Annotated in this window: 21 protein-coding genes; 10 read left to right on the top strand and 11 right to left on the bottom strand. The window is 37.6% G+C overall.

Going from position 1 to position 23619, the window contains the following annotated elements:
* Positions 1–22: 22 nt before the first annotated feature.
* From nagA to agaR, 8 genes are all read right to left on the bottom strand, one after another.
* On the bottom strand, positions 23–1192 hold the full coding sequence (nagA, locus tag F1325_RS13980; RefSeq protein ID WP_109371236.1) for an N-acetylglucosamine-6-phosphate deacetylase: 1170 nt from the start codon (positions 1190–1192) through the stop codon (positions 23–25).
* Complete coding sequence (gene agaF / locus F1325_RS13985; protein WP_109371238.1) at positions 1189–1623, bottom strand: PTS galactosamine/N-acetylgalactosamine transporter subunit IIA; 435 nt, start codon at positions 1621–1623, stop codon at positions 1189–1191. Before agaF ends, nagA begins: the two co-directional genes overlap by 4 nt.
* Before the next feature lie 99 nt (positions 1624–1722).
* A complete protein-coding gene (locus tag F1325_RS13990; protein ID WP_109371240.1) occupies positions 1723–2613 on the bottom strand; it encodes a PTS system mannose/fructose/sorbose family transporter subunit IID in 891 nt (296 codons plus the stop codon).
* Positions 2603–3370: a PTS N-acetylgalactosamine transporter subunit IIC gene (gene agaW / locus F1325_RS13995; protein WP_099074752.1), complete on the bottom strand. Its 768-nt coding sequence runs from the start codon at positions 3368–3370 to the stop codon at positions 2603–2605. Before agaW ends, F1325_RS13990 begins: the two co-directional genes overlap by 11 nt.
* Positions 3371–3417: 47 nt before the next feature.
* On the bottom strand, positions 3418–3912 hold the full coding sequence (gene agaV / locus F1325_RS14000; protein ID WP_109371242.1) for a PTS N-acetylgalactosamine transporter subunit IIB: 495 nt from the start codon (positions 3910–3912) through the stop codon (positions 3418–3420).
* 24 nt (positions 3913–3936) lie between these two features.
* Positions 3937–5127, bottom strand: coding sequence for an SIS domain-containing protein (locus tag F1325_RS14005; RefSeq protein WP_160230601.1), 1191 nt, complete (start codon positions 5125–5127; stop codon positions 3937–3939).
* A gap of 12 nt (positions 5128–5139) precedes the next feature.
* Positions 5140–6420, bottom strand: coding sequence for a tagatose-bisphosphate aldolase subunit KbaZ (gene kbaZ, locus F1325_RS14010; RefSeq protein WP_109371246.1), 1281 nt, complete (start codon positions 6418–6420; stop codon positions 5140–5142).
* Between the two features lie 53 nt (positions 6421–6473).
* The gene (gene agaR / locus F1325_RS14015) at positions 6474–7253 is read right to left on the bottom strand and encodes a transcriptional repressor AgaR (protein WP_075673686.1); all 780 of its coding nucleotides are present in this window, start codon (positions 7251–7253) and stop codon (positions 6474–6476) included.
* A 535-nt stretch (positions 7254–7788) separates the two neighbouring features.
* On the opposite strand from agaR, the gene F1325_RS14020 reads away from it, so the two are divergent.
* The 7 genes from F1325_RS14020 to F1325_RS14050 all read left to right on the top strand — a co-directional run bounded on the left by F1325_RS14020 (position 7789) and on the right by F1325_RS14050 (position 15352).
* Entirely contained in the window at positions 7789–9024 is a 1236-nt protein-coding gene (locus F1325_RS14020) for an anaerobic sulfatase maturase (protein WP_160230602.1), read from the top strand.
* A gap of 40 nt (positions 9025–9064) precedes the next feature.
* Positions 9065–10675, top strand: a complete 1611-nt coding sequence (locus tag F1325_RS14025) for a sulfatase family protein (RefSeq protein WP_160230603.1) — start codon at positions 9065–9067, stop codon at positions 10673–10675.
* A gap of 55 nt (positions 10676–10730) precedes the next feature.
* Entirely contained in the window at positions 10731–12206 is a 1476-nt protein-coding gene (locus F1325_RS14030; RefSeq protein ID WP_109371252.1) for a DUF2264 domain-containing protein, read from the top strand.
* 114 nt (positions 12207–12320) lie between these two features.
* Positions 12321–13175 carry a tagatose bisphosphate family class II aldolase gene (locus tag F1325_RS14035; protein ID WP_109371254.1) on the top strand — a complete coding sequence of 285 codons (855 nt, stop codon included), beginning with the start codon at positions 12321–12323 and terminating at the stop codon, positions 13173–13175.
* Positions 13172–14143, top strand: coding sequence for a sugar kinase (locus F1325_RS14040; RefSeq protein ID WP_109371256.1), 972 nt, complete (start codon positions 13172–13174; stop codon positions 14141–14143). Before F1325_RS14035 ends, F1325_RS14040 begins: the two co-directional genes overlap by 4 nt.
* Positions 14124–14765, top strand: coding sequence for a bifunctional 4-hydroxy-2-oxoglutarate aldolase/2-dehydro-3-deoxy-phosphogluconate aldolase (locus F1325_RS14045; protein WP_160230604.1), 642 nt, complete (start codon positions 14124–14126; stop codon positions 14763–14765). The genes F1325_RS14040 and F1325_RS14045 overlap by 20 nt, the downstream gene beginning before the upstream one ends.
* 5 nt (positions 14766–14770) lie before the next feature.
* A complete protein-coding gene (locus F1325_RS14050) occupies positions 14771–15352 on the top strand; it encodes a DJ-1/PfpI family protein (RefSeq protein WP_109371260.1) in 582 nt (193 codons plus the stop codon).
* A gap of 85 nt (positions 15353–15437) precedes the next feature.
* Here F1325_RS14050 and F1325_RS14055 read toward each other — a convergent pair whose 3' ends face one another.
* Complete coding sequence (locus F1325_RS14055) at positions 15438–17144, bottom strand: phospholipase (RefSeq protein WP_109371262.1); 1707 nt, start codon at positions 17142–17144, stop codon at positions 15438–15440.
* A 454-nt stretch (positions 17145–17598) separates the two neighbouring features.
* Between F1325_RS14055 and F1325_RS14060 the strand changes: the two genes are divergently transcribed.
* Positions 17599–18231: a LexA family protein gene (locus F1325_RS14060; protein ID WP_109371264.1), complete on the top strand. Its 633-nt coding sequence runs from the start codon at positions 17599–17601 to the stop codon at positions 18229–18231.
* Between the two features lie 633 nt (positions 18232–18864).
* A complete protein-coding gene (locus F1325_RS14065) occupies positions 18865–19602 on the top strand; it encodes an ankyrin repeat domain-containing protein (protein WP_196564396.1) in 738 nt (245 codons plus the stop codon).
* Between the two features lie 147 nt (positions 19603–19749).
* Here the strand turns inward: F1325_RS14065 and F1325_RS14070 are convergent, their stop codons facing one another.
* Positions 19750–20043: a helix-turn-helix domain-containing protein gene (locus tag F1325_RS14070; RefSeq protein WP_109371266.1), complete on the bottom strand. Its 294-nt coding sequence runs from the start codon at positions 20041–20043 to the stop codon at positions 19750–19752.
* Between the two features lie 588 nt (positions 20044–20631).
* The gene (locus F1325_RS14075; RefSeq protein ID WP_100160198.1) at positions 20632–22047 is read right to left on the bottom strand and encodes an NAD(P)/FAD-dependent oxidoreductase; all 1416 of its coding nucleotides are present in this window, start codon (positions 22045–22047) and stop codon (positions 20632–20634) included.
* A gap of 976 nt (positions 22048–23023) precedes the next feature.
* Here F1325_RS14075 and F1325_RS14080 point away from each other — a divergent pair.
* On the top strand, positions 23024–23542 hold the full coding sequence (locus F1325_RS14080) for an Hcp family type VI secretion system effector (protein ID WP_036939804.1): 519 nt from the start codon (positions 23024–23026) through the stop codon (positions 23540–23542).
* Positions 23543–23619: the final 77 nt, after the last annotated feature.

Genomic DNA, 23619 nt, shown 5'->3' on the forward strand with positions numbered 1-23619 from the left:
GATGGGAGCATAAGCCAAAAGGCTATGCATTTTCCCCGGATACAGAGTAAATATGATTTCCTCTGATGAATGTATCGGTGAGATGAAAACACTCATCCACCACAGCAAAGCTGGCTTGTCGACCCGCTTTGATATAACCCAATTGATCGCTGATACCGAGATATTCGGCAGGAATTGCACTCGCCATTTGTACCGCTTCCCATTCGGGTACATGTGCTAGTTGCACCATATTTCGCAATGCACTATCTAGGCTACAAGTGCTTCCCGCCAAAGAGCCATCTGCGGTTTTTGCCTGACCTTGAGTCACACTGACTATTTGTGCACCCAGTGTGTAATCACCATCAGGTAAACCACCCGCACGCATACAATCAGTAATTAAGGCAAGCTGCTGATATCCTTTCATGCGATACGCCAATTGCATCATGACAGGATGAACATGAATACCATCAGCAATAAGTTCAGCTAAAACATTGTGATACAACACTGCACCACAACATCCAGGCTCACGATGGTGAAGCCCCGTCATACCGTTATATAAATGCACACCACAATCAGCACCATGCAAAAATGCATCTGAAGTTTGCTCATAAGTTGCCGCGGTATGCGCTACACTTGGCTTAATACCTCGCTTGACCAACCAATCAATCGCCTCCATAGAGCCTTGTGCTTCAGGTGCAACAGCGACACGCAATAGCGTATCTCCCGCACTTTCGAGTAATGTTTCTAGCTCTGAAATTGTCGGTGCTTTGAGATATTTAACAGGGTGAGAGCCTCGATGACGCTCTGTAAAATAAGGCCCCTCTAAAAAACTGCCTAGTAACAATGCACCCGAAGTTTGTGGCGTTGATAAGAACTCACGCACTTGTGATAACGCGTCACGAATATCCTCCATAGGCGCGGTAACGGTTGTACCCACCCATGCAACGACACCCGTTTTCACAAGCGCATCCGCAATGGTTTGTAACCCTTGTTGAGTGGCATCCATTACATCCGCCCCTTCACGGCCATGAATATGAATATCCACAAAACCCGGTAATAATGATTTACCTTTTAGGCGAATAATAGGGCAATCTGTCGGCGCCTCTGTGGTGATTGATTCAATATTTTCACCCTTAACACGGACATAACAGAGATAGCGAATACCTTCTGGCGTAAAGGTTCTATCGGCTAAAATGGCATATTGCTGACTCATAAGCCGTCTTCTTCATCAGCATCATTACTGTCTATTTGAGCCAATTGCTCACGAATATCTTGAATACTGTCTTGACCAATTTCCCGTAGCGTTTGCACGAGTTCTGAGGTTGAACATCCTTCTCGTTCAAAAGCTGCATTCACAATCATGGGTAAATTAACCCCAGCTAACACTTCAACGGCGGGATTTTGCATCATAATTGCCATGGCACGATTACAAGGGGTTCCACCGGGTAAATCGGTTAAAAAGAGATATTGCTGGCATGACATTGAGTCGATCGCTTCACGCATTTTTTCTTCAAGCTCATCAGGAGAGATTGACTCAACAAAATCGATAAACGCGATATCTTCTTGTTCGCCTGCAATAGCCTTTACAGCAGAAGCCATGCCTGAGGCAAAATTAAGATGTCCTGAAACAATAAGACCTATCATGAGTGACTCCTTGCGGGCAGCAGAAGGCTCTCCTGCCCGTTTATAGCAAGTTAATAATGTATTTCGACTGACAATAACGGCGGTGAAAAAGGCTCTCTGTTATAAGAATCCTAATACGTGACCGATAACGCCAAAGGCTAAAGTTGAGAAAATCAATACCGGAGGTTTTCCCCAAAAACCGGTGCTTTTAACCATTTTGTACATCAGGAAAACTAAGCACAGAGGCAGTAAATTCGGCATAATTTTGTCAAAGAGCGCGGTTTGCAATTCAACCACCTTCCCTCCCAGCTCTAGCGAGGCGGTGGTTTGCACCTTGATAAAGGTCGCGGAGAGCGCACCAATGACAAAGATCCCCATAATATTGGCGGCTTTAGCCAGTTTTTCAGTGGCATCACTCATATTGACCATCGCCGCCGTACCTGCGCGATAGCCCATGAACATCAGCCCGAAATACACTAAAAAGTGCACAATTTGGTATAAAAAGAAGAAAACAAAAGGCCCTGCAATTGATCCTTCCATTGCAATGGAAGCACCTAATGCTAATGTCAGTGGCATTAAGGTCATATGGTCAATAGCGTCACCAATACCCCCAGTTGGCCCCATGCCTGCAACTTTCATCACGTTAACAGTAGAAGGTTTCTCTTTGTTTTCTTCCATTGCAACGGCTGTTCCTAATAGGAAGGTAAACAGCTTTGGACTTGCATTAAAAAACTGTAGATGGTTTTTTAATGATGTTGCATAGTCACGTTTGTTATTTCCGTGAATTTTTTTCAATGCTGGAATAATTGAGAACGCAAACCCACCACCTTGCATACGTTCAAAGTTGAAGTTACCTTCCATAAACAAGCCACGGAACGCACACTTCCAGAGATCGCCCTTAGTGATAACTTTTCTGACAGTGGTATCTTGGTATTCATCAATGCCATCAATCAAAGAACCCGTTTCTGGTTTATCCTGCGTTTTCAATGCGGTGCTGTTATCAGATACCATCTTCGAAATCCTCATTCTGCTGACTTGAATTTTTGTTATTACCACTAAAGAAGAAGTAAAGTGCTGCGGCTGACGCGCCTAAAATAGCGACCGCCATAATTGGAAGTTTCAGATAAGTCGTCATCACGAAGCCAATAAAGAACACACCTGCCACTTCTTTTGACCACATGATTTTTAGCAACATGGCGAAACCAATTGCAGGAACCATTTTCGCGCCAATACCTAAGCCTTCTAGCAAGACTTTTGGTGTATTTTCATCAATCCATTGAGCAGCATGTTCACCGAAATAAACCGTAACAAAAGCAACCAAAGCATAGAGTAATGAACGCACCGTAATCGTGATGATCAGTAGCCGTGAAATACCTGCTGCATCGGCTCTTTCTGCGTATCTATCTGCTTTTCCCATGGTGAAAGCGGTCACAGCAAAGAAACCAATCACGAGCATTTGCATTAACACAGCAATAGGCATCCCAATTCCCATTGCAACTTCTGGTGATTGTTTTGTCATTACCGCAAAAGCAACCGCAGCGATTGTCCCTAATGTCACATCAGGTGGCTGAGCACCCGCATTGGGAACTAGTCCTAACCATGCGAGCTCTAACGTTGCACCCGCAATCAATCCAACCTGCATATCACCCATAATCAGCCCCACAACAGGCCCTGTGATTAATGGTCTGTGAATATTTAATGCAACGTCATACTTATCTATACCGCAAAAGAAGGCCCATAAAGCCACTAAAGAAGCTTCAAAAATCATAAATAATCCTCAAACCTGCTAATGCAGGTTTTTTGCTCAGGAAATTATCAGGCTGATGCGAGTGCTAACACATCAACAGGTGTCTGATCGGGAGTGTTTTGAATTGTGCAAGTTACACCATTTGCAACGAGCCTTTTAAACGCATCAATGTCTGTTTCATTGACTGACACGGTTTTCGCAATTTGGCGTTTCCCTTCATGAAAATGCATATTGCCAACATTACAATGAGTAATAGGCACGCCCCCTTCCACTAAACGGGCAACATCTGTTGGGTTATTACACAAAACAAAAATTTTCTGACGAGGTGATGCTTTACTAATAACATCAATGGTTTTTTGAATAGAGAAGAAGCGAACAGCATATTCACCACCAGCTGATGCTTTCATTCCAGCTTGCATAAATGCGGCATTGGGGCCTTCTGCTGCGTCATCATTAGCCACTAAAATCAGGTTTGCTTCCGTATGTTTACCCCATGTAATGCGGATTTGACCATGGAGTAAACGTTCATCAATGCGGGTCCAGACAATATTCGGTGTGTTCATGATTAGCTCTCTTATTATATTTTATTAATTTAAAGCAGACTGTGTGTCTTCTGTTTTAAGTGAGAACGGATAAATTGTGACGCCTTGTACAACACGGTTGATTTCTCCTGTCGGAGACGGGTTATCAGGCGTATTCCCTAGTGCAATGGAACTGTGAAATGCGAATGATTGCGCCAACATCAAGTAAGGGAACAATAGCGCCACATCTGAACAGTTCTCTAGCGCAGGAATATAAACAAAACTCTCTTTTGAGAAAGTATTATCATTTCGTGCGGTGATCGCGATCACCTTACCTGATGCATTATCGTGAATAACCTCTCGTAATAAGTCAGTCTCATATTGACGAGTGTAAGGATCATTAGAGAAAAACATCACCACTAAAGTTTCTTTATTTACGATAGACTTAGGGCCATGTCGGAAGCCTAATGGAGTATCAAAACTAGCAACCACTTTACCCGCAGTTAGCTCTAACATTTTTAAAGCTGCTTCTTGCGCTAATCCTTGTAATCCGCCACTTCCTAAGTAAATAACCCGTTTAAATTTACCGGCGTATTTTTCGCGGATAATTTGATTCGCTTTATCAAACTGCGCTTTATAATCACTAAAAAATGGCGCGATTGAGTCACTAAAAACGTTATCACCTAAAAAGATGGTTACAGCCGCCATCATCATGGATGAAAAGCTAGAGGTCATCGCTAAAGAGCGGTCGTTTGATTCTTCTGGCATCAATAATGCCAATGCACTGCGGTTGTTTTGGCAATACTCATAAAGTTTGCCATTTGGATTACACGTCAGTACTAAGTGATAACATTGTGATAGGCATTCAGTCGCAACATCTAACGCAGCCACACTTTCAGGGCTATTACCTGAACGTGCAAAAGAGATTAGTAATGTTGGAATGTCTTCCGCTAAATATTCTTGTGGATCAGCCACTAAATCAGTGGTTGCAATCGCATCTACTCGACGTTTTGTATGACCACTTAAAATGGGTGCTAACGCTTTTCCAGCAAAAGCAGACGTACCCGCACCGGTTAAGATAATTCGCGCATAAGGCAGTGAGAGCGCTTTATCTAAAAAGGCTTGGATCTCAGTACGATTTTCTTTCACTGATAGCCATGTTTTTTTCCAACATTCTGGTTGTTGCTCAATTTCTTTCGCAGTCCAAAATGCATTCAGTTGCTCTAATTGAGCGGTCTGATAACTTAAATATTCCATGGTTTCCCTCAATTAATGGACATAGCACGCATCGGCATAAACCGATAACACATCACGTATTTTCGCAATAACAAAAGATTCAGGTGATCCGTCAATCATGCCTTCTCTAAATTGGGTAAATTGATAAGGCAGATATTGGCTCAATAAAGGCAATGGAATAGGTTTAACGGATAAGTTATCCATTAGTGTGTCGATGGCGGCATTAATTTCAGCATCAGGCCAGTAATAACGAATGCGATCACTAAAACTATAGACTCGAGCAAAGGCTTGTTGACGTTCATCTCCGTGATAGTATTTTTGCCAAAATCCTGGCTCACGGCACATCAGTTGTTCCATTTTTTCACGCAATTTAGAGCACTGATCTTGAGGGAATAATGTTTCTTCAATCGAGCAGAGTGCGTATAAACCTTCACGCATAGCAAAGGTTAAGGCAGGCCCAACTTTTAAAATGGCAAAATGGTCATGAACTAATTGTTTATAAGCCTCTTTGGTTTGGTAGTCCGTAGAGTGTGCTTCAAAAACAATGTGAGAATAATCGTTCACCACTTGGCTTAATGCCTGTGCTTTTTCAGGTTGGTAATCAATGATACCAGTGTGATCAAACTCAACACCGGGTTGAACCACTAAACCAATCACGCGCTCCCAACAGTCAGAAACTCCCGCCTTTTGAAAAGCTTGGCGGTGGCACTCTAATGTTTTACGCGCTGCGTCTGGTGAAGTCACTTCAACGGTATCAAGTTCTTCGGCAGCACCGCCCGGAACGGGCACTTCTGTACCAACAACATAAACAATGTCACTAGAACCAAATGTTTCTTTTGCGGTATTTTCTGCAATCACCGCAAGACGTGCTGCGCGAGAGGCCACAATTTCGTCTGTTAACGGGATAGGATCATCAGCACAAGACATACTGCAATCAAGATGGATTTTTTTGAAACCTGCGGCAACATAATGTGCAATCAACACGTCTGCATTTGCCATCGCTTCTTTGGCATTAAGATGTTGCCAACGATTAGGCCCTAAATGATCACCACCAAGAATAAGTTTCTCGATAGGAAAACCTACTTTTTCAGCCTGTTCAATGACGTATTGGTAAAAATCAGCGGGGGTCATTCCCGTATAACCACCAAACTGATCAACCTGATTAGAGGTGGCTTCAATTAGCAGAAAGGAATCATTATCCAGCGCTTGTAATAGAGCTGCTTCTATTACTAAAGGATGGGCAGAACAAACAGAATAAATACCATTCTGTTTGCCTGATTTATGTTGCTGAACAATCTTTTCTAAAGGATGCATTAAATACTAACTCCATAATCAACACCGGCGGTGTTGCTAATGGAGTTAGCAAATTACGATGCCTTATCGTCGACGATAATCACTTCGATTTTGTGCTCTTTCAGTTCCTGAATATACTCTTCAGGGATACCTGAGTCGGTCACTAATATATCAATATCACCAAACTCTCTGATCATATGACAGCTGCGTTTACTGAATTTCGTAGAATCTGCAACCGCAATAATCGTTTCTGAGATATCACACATTAAACGGTTAAGACTGGCTTCCTGTTCATTGTGTGTGGTGATACCAACACGTAAATCGAATCCGTCAACACCTAGAAATACCTTATCAAATCGATAATTTCTAAGGCTATTTTCAGCTTGTGAGCCTGAAAAAGACAACGCACTTTTTCGCAATACACCACCGGTCATTAATACTTCCACACCTGAGGTATTTGCTAACTCCATTGCGACATCCAGACCGTTAGTCATGACCACTACATTTTCGCGCGACTTTAAATGTGTCGCGATTTCGCGAGTAGTTGTCCCCGAGTCAAGAATGACGGTGTCTCCATCCTTTATCAGCGTTGCGGCAGCTTTCCCGATTAATGTTTTAATGCCCGCGTTTTGCCCACGTTTTTCGTGGATACTCAATTCGGCAATAAATCCCGTATTAGGAATTGCTGCACCATGAGAGCGAACGATATAACCATTTTTCTCAAGAAAACTTAGATCGCTGCGGATAGTGACACTTGAGACTTTAAATAATTCAGCGAGATCTTCGACTCTGGCTTTACCTTGTTGGTTTACCATATCGAGGATTTCCATACGCCTCTCAACTGCCGCTTTCACTTTCGTCTCCTTACGAAACCAAAAGACTTTCTTTCGATTGGTTTCGAATGTAGTTTACTACGCCAATTTTTACCGACAATGCAAAAAAACAAAACTTTTGATCTCTTTCACAAAGTTTCGAATCATCATCGATTACTTACGATTATTTTCGTGTAGCTTCAATAATAGCCTTGAGGCCGCCAGTTTCCAATAAATAAAATGATATAACGCAACGCTATACTTATGATCACACCATATATAGCTAGATAAAACACAATAATATAGATTTAATATCACACAAACACACAATAAACAGCTTTAAACTCCATATCATGCATTCATTTTCGAAAAACAAATCAAAATAAATAGCTCAAATAGTCAATAAAACATGAAATAGTATCGAATCGAAAGTATTTTAATCGAAAATTTAGGTTCTCATCTTTCGAAATTAACTTTCATTTACTTTCGATATTTCGTATTTGTGATTTTAATCTCTTTTGTTTTGATAAATTTTACGTAATGTAACAGGATAAAAAAGAAACTCAGGAAATGACGAATGGCATTAAATCAACCTGCTTATTTTCATATGATGGCAAAACCCACAAGCTACCACTGTAATATTAAGTGTGAATACTGCTTTTATCTGGAAAAAGAAAATATTTTTCAAGATGAAGAAAAAGAGACAGGCCATACCGTCATGCCTGATGGTGTCCTTCGTCGTTATATTAAAGACTATATACAGTCACACAGTGGCGACCAGGTTGATTTTTCTTGGCAAGGAGGAGAACCAACACTTGCTGGATTAGCCTTCTTTGAGCAAGTCGTTAAATACCAAAAGCAATTTGCTAACGGCAAGACAATTACAAATAGCGTACAAACCAATGCAATCGCCATTAATCGCCAATGGGCACAATTTTTTGCGGATAACCACTTTCTATTAGGTGTTTCCATCGATGGTATTGAAGCGGTTCACGATAAATATCGTATTTCAGTCAATGGTAGCCCTACTTTTGAACGAGTAAAGCGTGCAATTAAGCTACTAAACGAATATGGCGTCGAATTTAATACACTCACGGTAGTTAACGACCAAAATTGGAATAAAGGAAAAGAAACCTACCAAGCCTTAAAAGAATTAGGTTCAACATTCTTTCAATTTATTCCCATTGTCGAAGTCGATAGACGCTTTCCTCATACTCATGGCGGACATTATGCCCCTGGCCCCAATGCACAACTGGCTCCATTTTCTGTTCCAGCCGAAGGCTACGGACAATTTATGACAGAAGTGTTTAATGAATGGATACGCCAAGGCGATATTGGAAAAATATATATTCGTTTATTTGATAGCTTATTAGGCACATGGATGGGATATCCTGCATCAACATGTATTCAATCGAAAACCTGTGGTCAGGCGTTAATCATTGAGGCAAATGGTGATATTTATTCTTGTGATCACTATGTTTATCCCGCCAATAATTTAGGCAATATCCATCAAAATAGCCTTGCTCGCTTAGTAACATCAAAACAGCAACAGCGCTTTGGTCAAAATAAATACGATAAACAAACCAGCCTTTGTAAACAGTGTGAAGTGCAAAGCTTATGTTATGGCGGTTGCCCTAAACATCGCATTATTGCTATTGAAGGTGAAAAACATCGTCATAACTACCTATGTCGTTCTTATAAACAAATATTTCATCATACAGCGATAGGTATGCAGTTAATGCAGCAATCTATTTCACGAGGAGGTCTCGCCAGCGATGCACTTCCCGCAATGAAAAAAAACTACATAAAGTAGCCCTATTTTTATTTTATCTTGTTTATTCTGGAGACAATTCGTGACCTTACCTTCTGTTAGAAAAAGCTTACTCGCTGGGCTCATTGCTACATCGTGTTTAAGTGCCCCAATATCTGCCAATGCAGGTGGAACACCTGAAAAACCGAATGTGCTGTTGATCGTGATGGATGATTTAGGCACCGGACAGCTTGACTTTGTGTTAGATACCTTAGATGTGGATGCGTTAGCACAAAGACCGACACCTCCTCGTTATGAAGGAGATATCAACAAAATGGTAGAAGCTGCACGCATTGCCATGCCTAATGTCAGCGATATGGCGGCAAATGGTGCAAAAATGACTAATGCATTTGTTGCACACCCTGTTTGTGGCCCTTCTCGAGCAGGTATCTTTACTGGGCGCTCTCCTGCAAGCTTTGGTACTTACAGTAATGACGATGCTATTTTAGGTATTCCAAAAGATATCAAACTATTGCCTTCACTTTTCCAAGAAAATGGCTATGCCACCGCCAGTATTGGTAAATGGCATAACGCAAAAGTTATTCGCAAACCGAAAATTAATGAAAGTAAGCAAACTCGTGATTATCACGACAATATGATCTCAACGCCAGAAGCGGGTTATGCCCCTCATGAACGAGGTTTCGATTATGACTTTAGCTATTACGCATCAGGAGTAGCTTTATGGAATTCACCTGCATTTTGGCGTAATGGTGTCAATATTCCTGCTCCGGATTACACCACTCATCTTTTAACGGATGAAACCCTAAAATTTATTGATGAACATAAAGATAAACCTTTCTTTATCAATCTTTCATATAGCGTTCCCCATATTCCATTAGAACAAGCTTCTCCTGCTAAATATATGGAGAAATTTGATACAGGAAATGTTGAGGCAGATAAATACTTTGCTGCATTAAATGCAGCCGATGAAGGTATTGGTCAAATTATTGCGAAATTAAAAGAAAATGGTGAGTTAGAAAATACACTGATCTTTTTCTTATCGGATAATGGTGCTGTTAATGAGTCACCAATGCCAATGAATGCGATGGATAGAGGCTTTAAAGGGCAAATGTTTAATGGTGGCGTTAGAGTACCTTTTATTGCTTATCAACCTGGCACTATTCCAGCTGGAACAAAAAGTGATGAGATGATCTCCGCACTTGATATTTTACCGACTGCACTACAAACAGCAGGTATTGCGATCCCTGACAATCTAAACGTTGAAGGGAAAAATATCATGCCTTTACTTAAAGGTGAAACAACAAAGTCCCCTCATAACTATCTTTATTGGGCCGGCCCTGGTACTAAACATTACAGTGAAGAAAACCAAGAGTTTTGGCACGGATATCACCAATGGATAACCTATCAACGTAAAACACCGCCTACAAATCCTAATTTAGAAAAACTCTCTAAAGGTGCTTGGGCTGTACGTGATGGTGAATGGGCGCTCTATTTTTATGATGATGGAAAAAATCAGCCTCAACTTTTTAACGATAAAAAAGATCCTGCTGAATCAATCGATCTTGCTAAACAAAATCCACAAAAAGTGGCAGAACTAAAAAATGCGTATTACCAGTGGATCAAAGATAAGCCAAAGCCCGTTCTTTGGGGACAAGATCACTATCAAATACTAGTGGATTCTGCAAAACCTTAATATTCAACTTCCGTTCTGTTTCGCAAGGATGCGTCTTTTTTTCTGAGATACGAAAATGGCTATTGAAATTGCATCTTCAGCACGACCCAAACTCCCTTATGAGCACCCAAACGTAGAAATCTACCAACGCTTATTTAAGGAAAATATCATTCGACGATTAGTCAGAAAATCAGCTTATCGTCGCTATGATAAAACGATCACTGACTTTTTTAATGATGAAAGTCAGTCACTTTTCTCTTTATGTGAAATGCTGACACAGTATGTCACACAGGCTTTTCATCATTACCAAGTCTGGGGTTACTCTCATGCTTATTATCCCGGAAGCCCAGGACAACAAACGGCAAGAACGGATGCTCTTGAAGGTGTTAGCAGGGTACTTCCTCTACTTGCAACATGGATAGTTAGCAGCAAGAAAAGTACATTGATGGGATTAAATCATCAAGCTTTCAACTTACCTTTAATGATCAAACAAAGCTTTATTCATGGCACTGATCCACTTCATAAAGGATATTGGGGGAAACTTGAAGATTACGATCAACGAATTTGTGAAGCATCTGATTTAGCGCTCACTCTTTGGATAAGCCGTGAATGGGTGTGGGATACATTAACCCCCACAACACAACAACAAATTATTACTTGGTTTGAGCAAGTTAATCACTGTGAAATTGTTGATAATAACTGGCATTTCTTCCCTCTTACCGTCCAATTTGTCATTAAAGCACTCACAGGGAAAGACACGATTGCCCATTGGCGATATGAACGATTAAAAGAGTTTTATGTTGGTGACGGATGGTTTCGTGATGGAGCAAAAGGTAATTATGATTACTACAATGCGTGGGGCTTTTACTATTCATTATATTGGTTAACGCAAATTGATCCTCAATTTGATACGACATTTATTACTCAATCACTTAATACCTTTAATCAGCATTACCTTTATTTTATGACTCCCAAAGGTATTCCTTTCTTTGGTCGAAGTGCCTGCTATCGCCTTGCGGTTTCTGCTCCATTATTAGCGGGTGTCGATTTACATTGTCCTTCAGTAAAAGTAGGCGAGGCAAAACGCGCCTTTGAAAGCAGTTTACGTTATTTTATTTCTCAAGGGGCATTAAAAAATGGCGCCCCGACTCAAGGCTTATTTACTCACGATCCTCGTTTAGTTGATAACTACAGTGGACCTGCCAGTAGTTTTTGGTCATTGCGTGCCGTGATTATTGCGCTTTATTGTGCTGATCGTATCAATTTATGGCAAACACCTTCACTTCCATTACCTATCGAAAAAGATAACTTTCGTTTCGAAATTCCTGCTATTCAAGCTTTAGTGACTGGAGTGAAAGCAACACAAGAGGTAAACGTCATTTTTTGCGAAGATTATACAACTCAGCAAACACCATTAACCCGCCGTTTAGAAAAACAAACCTTAGCACAAAAAGTCGCTGAAACCGTGATAGGACAGTCAAGACGACCGAAAAATAATTTATTACGCAAAGGGATCACCAGTTATAGCTCTAAAATGGCACATTTTTTCTAATCACCTTTCATTTGCTTTCAGTGCGAAGGCAATAAAAATGTGATTTAGATCTTTTACCTTTCTATTTCTTTCGTTTATTATAATTCGTAATTAAACGAAAGATGAGAGGCAAACATGTATCTGGTTTCTACTCGTAATATGCTCAATAAAGCACAGCGTGAAAATTATGCTGTGCCTGCTTTTAATATTCATAACTTGGAAACCATTCAAGTTGTGATGGAAACAGCCGCTGAGATGGCATCACCTGTTATCTTAGCGGGTACACCAAGCACGTTTGCTTATGCAGGTAGTGATTATTTGATCTCTATTTGCCAGCAGGCCGCAGAACAATATCGTATCCCTGTTGCCCTACATTTAGATCACCATGAAGATATTCCTGATATTTGTCATAAAGTCATTTCTGGTGTGCGATCTGCCATGATTGATGCCTCTCATTTTCATTTTGAAGAAAACATTCGTATCGTTAAAGAAGTGGTTAATTTCTGCCATCATTGGGATTGTACCGTTGAAGCTGAATTAGGTCGTTTAGGTGGGCAAGAAGACGACTTAGTCGTTGATGCTAAAGATGCGCTTTTCACCGATCCTGATTCAGCTGTACAATTTATCAAAGCAACGGGTATTGATTCATTAGCGGTTGCAATTGGTACCGCGCATGGCATGTACAAACATGAACCTCATCTCGATTTTGATCGTTTAGCCATTATTCGCCAAAAGACTGACATTCCTTTAGTTCTTCATGGTGCATCGGGTATTCCTGATGCCGATGTACGCCGTTGTATTGATTTAGGTATTTGCAAAGTTAACGTTGCAACCGAACTGAAAATTGCTTTCTCTAACGCTATCAAGCAATACTTTTTAGATAACCCTGATGCAAGTGATCCTCGTCATTACCTTGTACCAGGCAAAGCCGCAATGAAAGCTGTGGTTGCAGATAAAATTCGTGTCTGTAAAAGTGATGGAAAACTGTGAAAACCAATAAAACTGTCGCCATTATTGGCGAATGTATGATAGAGCTGAGTGGTCAACCGTTCTTACCACAACAACAACGTTTTGGTGGCGATACACTGAATACCGCACTCTATTTATCGCGACTATCGCCTTCATTACATCCGCTTTATATGACAGGACTAGGCACTGATACTTACAGTGCCTTAATGCAGAAAGCATGGGAAAACGAGGGGATCGATTGCCAATCTGTTATTACTATTCCCGAAAAACTTCCTGGTCTATATGCTATTGAAATTGATGCTCATGGTGAGCGCAGTTTCCACTATTGGCGAAATGATGCTGCCGCACGTTATATTGCGACCGATAAGCGTTTTTTAGACAGTTTCGATGCACTTCCTGATGATAGCGTCATTTATCTTAGCGGTATTTCTCTTGCTATTTTAACGCATGAAGGAAAAATCGCTTTACTCACCTTATTAGCACAACTTAAACAGCGTGGAATGACGCTCATTGTCGATTCTAATTATCGACCACGTTTATGGGATTCAATACCTCATGCACAAGAGTGGTTTGAAAAGCTGTATCGCATTAGTGATATTGCTTTAGTCACTGGTGATGATGAGCAAATACTTTGGCAAAAACCAGCGCTGACAGAACAAGACATTACACAACGCCTTCATCAATGGGGTAATCAGAACGTCATTGTCAAATTGGGTGCTAATGGCGCTTACTGGTCTGATGGCAAAAGTACGGGCTATGTTTCTCCCAAACCCATTGATTCCGTTATTGATACCACCGCCGCAGGTGACTCTTTTAATGCTGCTTTTATTGCTGCTTGGCTACAAAATCAAAACCTATCGACCTGCTGTTTATGGGGAAATACCTTAGCTGGACTCGTCATTCAACACCATGGCGCCATCATTCCTCATGAAATTACTGATTCATTCTACACACTAATCAAGGATAACCATGACACAGTCAATTGTTGATACTCTTTCATCACTGAAAGTGATCCCCGTGATCCAAATTAATCGCGCTGAAGATGCAATCTGGCTGGGTGAAATTCTAACCCAAAATCAACTACCTGTTGCTGAAATTACCTTTCGTACACCGGCAGCAGCCAAAGCTATAAAGCTAATGCATGAGCACTTTCCTGAGCTTATTTTATGTGCAGGAACAGTATTAACTGCACAACAAGCTGATATAGCAAAAGAAGCTGGAGCAAGCTTTGTTATTTCTCCGGGTTATAACCCAAGTACCGTTGATTACTGCCTTAATAACGGCATTGATATTGTGCCAGGCATTAATAATCCAAGCCAAGTCGAAGTTGCTCTTGAAAAAGGCTTAACCTTACTTAAATTCTTCCCTGCAGAAGCCTCTGGCGGTGTAAAAATGCTAAAAGCATTAGCGTCACCTTACACCCAAGCCCAATTTATGCCTACAGGCGGCATTAGTTTAAATAACGTGAGTGATTATCTTGCTATTCCACAAGTTGTTGCTTGTGGAGGAAGCTGGATTGCCACAGCAGATACCATTGATAAACAAGATAAAGAAACTATTGTTAATCATATTCAAAATATCCACTCATTACTAAAAACACATAAGGGATAAATAAAATGAAACAGGTTGCCGTTTTATTAGCTGATGGATTTGAAGAAGGTGAAGCTGTTGTTTTTATTGATATCATGCGCCGTCTTGATATTCATGTTGATGTACTTTCTTGCATGGATAGCTTGGTATTAAATACTTATTTTGAAACTAAAATCAGCGCTGATTTTCTATTAGCAAATAAATTTACACATAGCTATGACGCAATAATGATGCCGGGTGGCCCTAAAGGCACAGATCGTTTATGCGCTAACAAGCAAGTTATTCAATTTATTAAGCGCCATATTGCTGAAGATAAATATATTTGTGCACTGTGCTCTTCTGGTGCCAAAGTATTAGCGGCACATCATCTTCTTGAAGGTCGTAATTACAGTACTGGCGATAAATTAGCAGATAAATACGATGATGGTCATTATCTTGATCAAGATGTTGTGGTTGATGGAAAGTTTATCAGTGCAAAAGGATTAGGTGTAAGTTTTGAATTTGCCTTTACGGTGGCTAAGCATTTATTAAGCGACAATACAGAAAAAGTAGACTGGCAAGCCAATCATATTTATTTCAAACACTGGCCATTAGATTATCTTAAATAAATACGTTATTTTATATTTAAATAAAAAGGGGATTAACTCCCCTTTTATATTTAATCACTTTTATGACTAAATGAGTTTATTAAACTTATTTCTGTTTAAAAGCGTGAGGTTCAGAATAACGCCATAATTTATCCCAATACTCTTCAATAAATGTACTTACGGCTTCTTCGCCTTCAACAAGATAGTTAAATTCTGACAAATACCCTGGGTACATATTATCGGAACCAACAATATACAATTCATCATCAATAATAGTCACTTTTGCGTGGTTTCCCGGTGCAGGAGCGACTTTAGGGTAAATACCACTCGCATTAACCAATGACCAGAATGGATGACCAATATCCCCTTGTTTCGGTGGATCTTCGCTTAGTGGCGCTTCTTTTAGTGTAGCGGTATAAGATGATTCATCTGCACCAGGCCATTTATAGGTTTTACCTTCCGTTTGTAGTGCTTTTGGTACTTTATCGGTAAAGAAGAATGGCGCTATTTTAATACGACGTAATGCTGATTCACGAATTTTATCAGGATCAGGAATAACGGCATCTGTATCAACATCATGAGTCAGATAATATTTAAATAATTCAAAGGTTCTTTGTGCTCCAGAGCCAAATGAATATTGGTCGCCATTAGCACCGGCGGCGGCATCTAATGGTGAAACAACAATTTCAACTTCTAACTCTGGATTTTTTAATAACGCTTCAATTATCCAATGGCAGACAGGGTGATCTTTCCATTTTTTCTTCCATGCACTCACTACATCTTGTTGAGACATACGAATTTTTTTCTTAGCATTTTTTATAAGGTATTCCTTCATTTTCTCGGAACCTTTCTTATAATCAACTCGCATATCAGGCCCTACCCAATATTTTCCTACAGAGAAAATACGGTCAGTTTTGAAAAAGCCTTCATCTGGCGATTGAGCTAAGTTTTGTTCATTTTTCTTTTTAATTTCTCTTAATACACTGCTCTTTGTTAATGGATCGATAATCTTATAGCTTGCTTTTTTAGCGACCCATTCATTTTTTTTACTATCAAAATATTCTTTTGTAATTAAATCTTTACCTACATCCCACATTTTATTTAAGAATAATTGGGAATGAAGTGCTGATTCGCCAATAACCTTAACGGAAACATCATGAACTGGTGGATAACTTTTAAAAAGATCCATATTTAAATTATGACCACCAACGAAAGCTTCACAACCATCAACAGCAATAATTTTTGTATGGTTCCATGTCATTCGAGTATCTAATTCAGAAATAAAATCTTCAGGTAATACTTTTTTTTCTAACGAGACTTTTAGACCATCAATAATACGATAAAAGCGACCAATCCAAATATCTGGAATACATTCCCAATATTTTCCGCGTTCTTTGATTAATTCAATAAGATCTTTTTTTAATGCCAGATATTCAGGCGTTCCACTAAAATAGTATTTAACACCATTTAATAAAACTGTTGGTGTCTGTGCAAATAAAAATCGAATTTGCGTGCGATCTTTACGTCCTTTCTTTTCAGAAAAAGATTTATCAATTGCAGCAAGAATAATTTTACGCCACTCTTCATCAGGGGCATTAAGTGATGAAATATCACAGCGATACAGCATTTTATCTAAGATAGATGTAATGGCTTGTTCAAATTCAGCCTCACGCTCTATCGCTTTTGGCATAATTTCTTTACCAAATGGCATTCCCCATACATGGGGCGTATCAAAAATCTTCACATAGTTATTTTCAGATGTTTCATTGAAAAAACCTTTTAATTCTTTTTTTAATCCATCAATAAGTTTCATAATATTCCTTTATTTTAAAAATAGGGCGTCCATATTATTTAAATAAACATTTAAATAATTAGCGCTTCAATTAATATAGATAGAATGTTTTCATTCCTAAAAAAGCATCACTTATCATAGACATGATGATTTAATATAAACTCAATTATTTTTTATAACGACCACCGCCTCCTTCCGCTTAAAAAGACCAAACCAGAAATTTATATTTTAGGCATCATTAATAATAAAACCATTCTTATTTAGAATAGCAATCTAACAATAAATAATTGTTATTATTAAACTACAAAACTAGTTATATCGATATTTATTAGCCTATAAATGACTCCTTATAAATTATCATTTTTTGATTTACTCTTTTTTAGATAAATTATTTAACAGGTATAACTGTATTAAATAACAGGTTTATCTGTTTGTCAAATACAGTTTTATCTGTATTATTTTAATAGGAGGAAACATGAGTCTTGCAAATAGAGTTAAATCCAGAAGAGATGCCTTGGGGCTTACTCAGACTGAAGCAGCTGAAAAAGCTGGCATCAGACAACAATCATGGGCTTCAATAGAAGATGGTTCAACAAAAAAACCTCGCAATATTATTAGCATTGCAAGAGCTTTAGAGTGTGATGCCGGTTGGTTAATGATGGGTGATAATATTCAACCTGTTCATGATATCAATACGAAAAAATTACCACTAATAAGCTACGTTCAAGCGGGAAACTTAGTACATAGCGTTCCTATTACAGATTGTGATGGTGAATTTGAGTATATTCTGACAGATCAAGAACTCTCACAAAGTGCTTTTGCATTAAAGATAGAAGGAGACTCAATGGAACCTGATTTTAAATCAGGAGATGTAATCATTGTCGATCCTGAGATAAAACCACATCCGGGAGAATTTATTGTTGCTGCTAATAATGAAAGAGAAGCAACATTTAAGAAATATAGACCAACTCGTATTGATGCTAATGGCAATGAACATTTTGAACTTGTGCCATTAAATAGTGATTATCCAACACTTAGCAGTGAAAACACGCCATTAATGATCATTGGTACGATGATTGAGCATCGTATTTATCGCCGTAAACGATAACGATTATTCCCCAAAATAACTCCAATAATAACTAGCTCAATTATTGGAGTTTATCTCAAAAAAAACAGTTTTATCTGTTTCCCTTCTGATTTAATCAAAAAAAGAATGAAAGAAAGTTAAATAGCTCTTATCTCAATTAATAATTAATGCTTAGAAATACAGATATTAAAGTCTAAAATTTAAATATTAAAAATAATGAATATAATGATAGCAACATTATCTATCATTTATATAGATTATTAAGTTAATTTTCTTATTAATGACAATTAAACTGCATTAGTAGCCATTTTAAAAGTAACTAATTATTGCAATAAGAGAACAAGATAAAAATAAAAGATTAATTAAATATAGATTTTTCACTTTTCAATATTTTATCTTTACGTAAAAAAATACTCATATAAAGAGATAAAAATGCGTATTTTCCATTCTGTTTTAATAAAAACAAGTAAAGATACTTATTTATTTCATCAAGTAGGAAAAATAGATTACTAAGATTTATCTTTATTAAAAATACGTATTAATAAGACACATCTTACTTACATTCTTTTTCAATTATCAACACTAATAAATATTAATTTTTAATAAACTAATTGTAATAAGTTTTGTTAATTATTTCGATTTTAAGGTATTTAAATGAATATAAAAATGTTTGTTATTTCATTGGCATTAGTTTCTTTTGGCGCACAAGCATTGATTATTAATGAAAATAATCCATTCGAATATCAATCTTTTAAATCAAATTATTCTGATATGATTGAGTTGGCTAATAAATCACGTTTACCACATCGGATATTCTATACCTCTCCAAGTACAGGTAAAAATGCACTATGGTTTGATGCTGTTAAACATGGTGATTTAAATGAAGTCAAAAAGATGCTTGCCAATGGTCAAAATATTGAAGCGAAAGATACTGGAAGTTTAGAGCAAACAGCTCTGGGATGGGCTGCGTTTATTGGTGATGAAGAGATGGTGGATTATCTCATCTCTCAAGGCGCGAGCCTTTGGGCCACGGATAAAGATGATGTTTATAATGTTTTTAAATCAGCCGTATTAGGAAATAATGTCAATGTGGTAAAAAAAATTCACGACCTAATGAGAAGCGATATTGAACTCAATAACCAAAGAGTAGAGAGCGATGGTGAAACATTTATTATGATTGCAGCCAATAATAATCGTCTTGATACCGTAGAATACCTTATTTCTGAAGGTGCTGATGTTAATCTTGTTACAACAACACAAGATAATTCATTATTTTCTTATAACCACAGCGCATTAAGTTATGCTTGCCAAAATAATCTTAAAGATATGCAGAAACTATTGATTAGAAACGGTGCTATAAATCATATAACAGGTACAACACTCTGCCATTAAATACACAAAAGCCATCCTATAATAAGATGGCTTTTGTGCTATTAGTTATTGAGTTTTGAGAAATAGAATTTTAATTAAAACAACTAAAAAATAACTCAATATATTTATCAGAACTCAATATCAACAAGCAATATACCAATGTGATTTTTAAACTACTTTCTTTTTTCTAAATATAACTATTTCACTTGGTTGAGTTATCGACTGCTTATCCTCGAAAACCATAAAGTCTGTTTTCTTAGCCTCTAAGATAAGACTTTGAGGTGTAACACCAAGTATATAAGAAATAGCAATCAATTGATCTACTGTTATTTTTAAATGTCCATTTTCTAATTGAGAATAATGTAGCATACTTATTCCCAACCTTTCAGACATCTCATTTTCTGTTATTTTCAATTGTCTTCTTATCATTTTTATTCTATTCCCAACTTTGGTGTTAATCATCCCTTTACTCTCCTTCTTTCATTAGATGATTACATCGATAAAACACCGAATTATAGTTTGTAAACTATCAATCTATAAACTGAAAATACTTAACTATTAGTTATTAAATAATCGTAATATTACTTATTCTCACGAATTCTGTTAATAAGGTTATTCCGATATTTCAAATTTAAAATAATTTACATTTCTATATGTTATTTTAATAAACATCAGATTTAGGGTAACATTACAGTATTAAAAATTAAATATGTAATCAATAAATATCAATAAGTTAACTATTTTTTAGTTATAGTTTTATAGAAGAAAATAAAATTATTTAAAATAAAAAATTCATTAAAATAACATTAAAAACATATTTATTAATAATTCTTACATTAGAGAAAAAATAACAGTTTATTTTATTTTTATTAACTTACGTCTTATTTAGAATAAAGTGATAATTATTTATTTAAAAATTCCACTTATAAAAAACCAATCTTAACTTATAAATTAAATATTATTTTAAATTAGTCAAAAGCAATAATTTAGTAATAATAAAAAACATATAAAAAAACCCTCTATTAAGAGGGTTTTTACATTTTAGTCTAATTAGAATCTGTAAAGACTAAATGGTTTTGGATCTAAAACTGGTTTTTTGCCCAGTAATAAATCAGCGGTTAATTCTGCTGATACAGGGCTCTCTGTCATACCCCAGCCAGTTGCAGTATTAATGACTAAACCTGGATACTCTTTAACTTCTGAGATAATTGGGTTTTCATCTGGTGCGATAGCCATTGCACCACTCCATTGATCAATTAATTTCGATTCTTTAAAGGCAGGGAATTCTGCTTTTAATTTTTCTAATGAAGCATTTAACTCAGGTAAATCTGGTAATGCAGTCATATTTCTGAATTGCTCAAACGGAGAAACTTCATCTAAGTTCCAATGCGTTGATTGCATAAATGAATTGATTAATTGTTCATTTAAAGAAATATGCACAGGGAAATCAGGTAATGCTAATAATGGCAGATATTTATAGCCATAAGTGAAGGATTCTTTCACTACTGGCGCCACAATAACACGAGGAGAAGTTGCATAAGTACCATCAGCTTGTTCACGGAAGAAAATACCACCCGGTAAAGCGACGTTGCCACCCGGTGCCGTTGGTGAACCACTGATTAGCTGTTGAGACTGATAGGCAGGCAGTGTTGGAACATCAACATTAAGATTTTGCATAAATAGGCGTGACCAAACACCACCAGCAACAACAACTTGAGAAGTTTTGATTGCACCTTTCTCTGTTACAACGTCAGAAATTACACCAGCTTGTGTTTCTAAGCCACGAGCCGCGCATTGAGTGTAAATTCTAACACCCATTTTTTTAGCGTATTCAGCCATAACGAAGGTTGCAACTTCTGGATCGAAGCTACCAGAATCTTCTTCAAAGCCAGCAATTTTCCAATCTGTTGTCGCGCCACGAAGACGTTGATTTAATTCAGCACCTTCAATAATTCTGGTTTTAAATGGAATATCTGAGCCAACATTTTTACTTCTTTCATCAATCCATTTTCTTACGTTAACTAAATCTTCTTCATCAAGAGGAACTTCAACGCGGCCTTGTGTACGATAAGTAGTATCAATACCTACTTTCGCATTCATTTCACGCCAGCGATGTTTGCCCAAATGGTGTAATAAGAACGTTTCATCTGGCATTTTATAGCTAATTGCCTGACCATAGAATCTCGAAGATTGCTCACCCGCGATATTACCTTTCTCAACAATTACAACAGATAAACCACGTTCTACAAGGTTAATTGCTGTCATAATACCAAGGATACCAGCACCAATAACAACAACATCAGCTTGTTTTGGTAAAGCACCTTCAGTACCTTCAACAAAGCCATGTCTTGGCGTACCCGGAACAAAGCGTCCTTCGCGAGTTAACATTGGTGTCAAAATACCCGCACCAGCAGCGACAGCCACCACTGTTCCACCAATGATAAATTTTCTTCTAGATATCGCCATTTTACACGTTCCTTTTACTCAATGAATTATTAGCATTAAAACAATCACGCTATCTTATTTCATTTGTAAAGTATTAGTAAAGTATTTGTAAATCTTTTCGTCTGTTTTTTTCTTAAAAATCCGTACTATTTAATTTACTTATACAAAGAATGGGATTAATCATCATTTTGTTTTTTATCGATTATTTAAGTACGTCAAGTAAAATGAGAGCATATTCAGCTAGTTATTTTTTTGGTTTCTTTGTCAAAATATAAAATTTTTCACTATTAAAGATCTACTGCCTATTTGTTAAATATGGGTTTATGACACATTCAAATTTCAAATAAAATAAGTTGGATAAAATGATTTGATTAACAAATAATCCACAAGATCACTAATATTACTAAGTTAATAAATTGAGCACATAAAAAGGAGGTAGTGATAAGAAATATAACAATGGATTGGTTATTTGATGTTGATTCAGAGGAAAATAAGGTAGTAGTTAAAATGGTTACACTTAAGATTATATTTATCTCTATATATAACCAAATTTTAAGTGTTCATTTTTACACCAATATCAAAATAAATCTTTTTTTGATTGTTTTTATAAAAATAGTATTATTTTTTCCTTATAAATCAACACCGTTACAATTTGAAACAAAATACACATTTTGTTACATATTAAAAATCTATGTACATTAGAACGGACTGGCTTTAGCGAGATTTCGGACATTTACGAAAGAGAATTATGCACGTAAATACACTTATTCTAGGAAACGAAAGCAGTAAATAACGCGTGAACAATTATTTTACGCTAAGTCACTTATCCTACGAGGATACAACGCCCTTTCTCCCCGCCCCTTCCTTTACTTCCTTTCAAAATTACTTAAGCTACTCTTATCAAATCGCAGTGCGCACTGGCTGATTTTTATCGAAAGGACTTCAACAAAATGATTTTGTTGAAAAACGATTATTCAATGTAAATTAAGGACTTGCCATGCCAACTCCATGCTATATCTCTATCGAAGGGAAAACTCAAGGTAACATCACTGCGGGTGCATTTACCGCGGAATCCGTCGGTAATATTTATGTTCAAGGCCACGAAGATGAAATGCTGGTACAAGCATTTTCTCACGTAGTAACAGTACCGACTGATCCACAATCTGGTCAGCCTTCTGGTCAACGTGCCCATAAACCATTCCGTTTTACCGTGGCGTTAAACAAAGCCGTTCCTCTGCTGTATAACGCATTAGCCTCTGGTGAAATGCTGCCGAAAACCACTTTAAAATGGTATCGCACTTCAGTTGAAGGGAAACAAGAGCATTTCTTCACCACCACATTAACCGATGCGACTATCGTCAACATCGATTGCCAAATGCCTCACTGTCAAGATCCAGCAAAATCAGACTTCACACAGTTAATCGAAGTCTCCCTTTCTTATCGCAAAATTGATTGGGAACACACGGTTGCAGGTACTTCAGGCTCTGACGACTGGCGTGCGCCTCTCGAAGGTTAATCCTTCCTTTCACCTACACGCCTTGGTGTGTAGGTGTTTCTTTGCGTTTTCTTAATGGATAAAAACAAGCGGTAGCT

Source organism: Proteus columbae, from assembly GCF_009914335.1.
Lineage (GTDB): Bacteria > Pseudomonadota > Gammaproteobacteria > Enterobacterales > Enterobacteriaceae > Proteus.

Bases quoted from the DNA above. Each gene is read 5' to 3' on its own strand.
- kbaZ (WP_109371246.1), bottom strand. From the start codon at position 6,420: ATGCATCCTTTAGAAAAGATTGTTCAGCAACATAAATCAGGCAAACAG.
- F1325_RS14070 (WP_109371266.1), bottom strand. From the start codon at position 20,043: ATGATTAACACCAAAGTTGGGAATAGAATAAAAATGATAAGAAGACAA.
- F1325_RS13990 (WP_109371240.1), bottom strand. From the start codon at position 2,613: ATGGTATCTGATAACAGCACCGCATTGAAAACGCAGGATAAACCAGAA.
- F1325_RS14050 (WP_109371260.1), top strand. From the start codon at position 14,771: ATGAAACAGGTTGCCGTTTTATTAGCTGATGGATTTGAAGAAGGTGAA.
- agaV (WP_109371242.1), bottom strand. From the start codon at position 3,912: ATGAACACACCGAATATTGTCTGGACCCGCATTGATGAACGTTTACTC.
- F1325_RS14060 (WP_109371264.1), top strand. From the start codon at position 17,599: ATGAGTCTTGCAAATAGAGTTAAATCCAGAAGAGATGCCTTGGGGCTT.
- F1325_RS14005 (WP_160230601.1), bottom strand. From the start codon at position 5,127: ATGGAATATTTAAGTTATCAGACCGCTCAATTAGAGCAACTGAATGCA.
- F1325_RS14020 (WP_160230602.1), top strand. From the start codon at position 7,789: ATGGCATTAAATCAACCTGCTTATTTTCATATGATGGCAAAACCCACA.
- F1325_RS14075 (WP_100160198.1), bottom strand. From the start codon at position 22,047: ATGGCGATATCTAGAAGAAAATTTATCATTGGTGGAACAGTGGTGGCT.
- F1325_RS14030 (WP_109371252.1), top strand. From the start codon at position 10,731: ATGGCTATTGAAATTGCATCTTCAGCACGACCCAAACTCCCTTATGAG.
- agaW (WP_099074752.1), bottom strand. From the start codon at position 3,370: ATGATTTTTGAAGCTTCTTTAGTGGCTTTATGGGCCTTCTTTTGCGGT.
- F1325_RS14055 (WP_109371262.1), bottom strand. From the start codon at position 17,144: ATGAAACTTATTGATGGATTAAAAAAAGAATTAAAAGGTTTTTTCAAT.
- F1325_RS14065 (WP_196564396.1), top strand. From the start codon at position 18,865: ATGAATATAAAAATGTTTGTTATTTCATTGGCATTAGTTTCTTTTGGC.
- F1325_RS14035 (WP_109371254.1), top strand. From the start codon at position 12,321: ATGTATCTGGTTTCTACTCGTAATATGCTCAATAAAGCACAGCGTGAA.
- F1325_RS14045 (WP_160230604.1), top strand. From the start codon at position 14,124: ATGACACAGTCAATTGTTGATACTCTTTCATCACTGAAAGTGATCCCC.
- nagA (WP_109371236.1), bottom strand. From the start codon at position 1,192: ATGAGTCAGCAATATGCCATTTTAGCCGATAGAACCTTTACGCCAGAA.
- agaF (WP_109371238.1), bottom strand. From the start codon at position 1,623: ATGATAGGTCTTATTGTTTCAGGACATCTTAATTTTGCCTCAGGCATG.
- F1325_RS14080 (WP_036939804.1), top strand. From the start codon at position 23,024: ATGCCAACTCCATGCTATATCTCTATCGAAGGGAAAACTCAAGGTAAC.